Source organism: Streptomyces sp. H27-H5 (assembly GCF_026627505.1).
GTDB lineage: Bacteria > Actinomycetota > Actinomycetes > Streptomycetales > Streptomycetaceae > Streptomyces.
In genome coordinates, this window is the sequence record NZ_JAPNLK010000301.1 from 1 (window position 1) to 1308 (window position 1308).

At 68.2% G+C, this 1308-nt stretch carries 1 protein-coding gene; it reads right to left on the reverse strand.

The annotated features are described in order from the left end of the window. Positions 1-165 precede the first annotated feature (165 nt). Positions 166-1308, reverse strand: a 1143-nt coding sequence (locus OTB19_RS42900) for an IS1380 family transposase (protein ID WP_267804284.1), incomplete at its 5' end; no start/stop codon positions are given.

Here is a 1308-nt window from a genome sequence, read left to right on the forward strand (position 1 = left end):
CTTCAGTGATGAGGTCGTGTTCGTGGGGTGGTCGGTTCACCCCGGTTTGTTCTCGTGGTGAGGTTCCGGGGTCGTCGCGTGTCGCTGCGGGGTGCGCCGGGTTCCACGGGTCCGGGGTGTTGCGGGTTTCTCCGTTCTGGTCTTCGTCGGGGCCGGGGCGGGGCGTCAGGTGACGGACGGAAGAGCGAGGATCCTGGCCCAGGAGGTGGTGAACGCTTGTGCCCAGGGCCAGGAGCGTTCGATGCGGAGCCATCGTCGGCGGGCGTGTCGGCTGAGCCGGGCGGGCAGATGGTAGAGCCGGAAGCGGATGGTGTCGGGTTCCGCGTCGGCCAGGTCCTTCTGATCGTGCAGGCTCAGGAGCCGGAGCCAGGCGTCCAGGTCGGCGGCCAGGTTCGCGGTGAGCATCCAACTCTCGTTGATGTCGAGTGATTTCGAGGGAAGGTTGTGCAGGCCGAGGGCCTTGTTCACGCGCACCAGGTCCTCCACCACCGCATGCTGGCGGGCAACCGCGTCGAGCCACTGTGCCTGGTGGGAGCCAGGGATCCGGGTCATCTTGCTGATGTTGGTGGCGGTGACGCCGTACTTCCAGCCGGTCTTCTTCTCGAAGGCGGTCAGGTCCTTTGCGTGCCGGCCCGAGGGCTTGACTCGGCGGACGATCAGCCGCATGCCTTTGATCCATCCGGTCCGGGTGTTCAGGCCGGTCAGCTCGGCGACGAAGTAGCCCTCCTGGACGGTGCCGTCCTGGTTCAGGGAGGTCTCCCAGGCGGTCTCGGGCAGCTTGGCGATGGCCTTCTCGTCGGCATCGGTGATGGTCCAGCCGGTGGTAAAGCGGACGGTGCGGCGCCGGGTGTTCAGCGCGGCGAGATGTTCGTGGAGCTCATGGGTGGCTCCGGCGCCGTCGACACGGACGAGGATCTTCGCGGTTGCCTGGCCGGGGGTCTGGGCGAGTGCGTCGGACAGCACGCGGATGTGGTCGGTCGCGGTGTTGGAGCCGGCGTTGCCCGGCCGCAGCCGCATGGCCAGGCACTCGCCGGTATTCGCGCACCAGGCGGCGAGCGGGTGGTGGCCGAAACTTTTCTTGAAGGTGCCCGTCGCGCCTTCCTTCTTGGAGGCGGCGGTGATGATCGTGGCGTCCAGGTCGAGAACGACCCAGCGGTGCAGGCGCTTCCCGGCGATGGTCAGCCAGGGAAAGCCGCCCGGACGCAGCTCCAGCAGGGTCCACACGTGCCGGCGCACCCCCGCCCGCGCTTTCGCGATGCCGCCTCGCACGACGATGTCCATCGCGGCCAGGGTGCGGTGGGTGGTCGA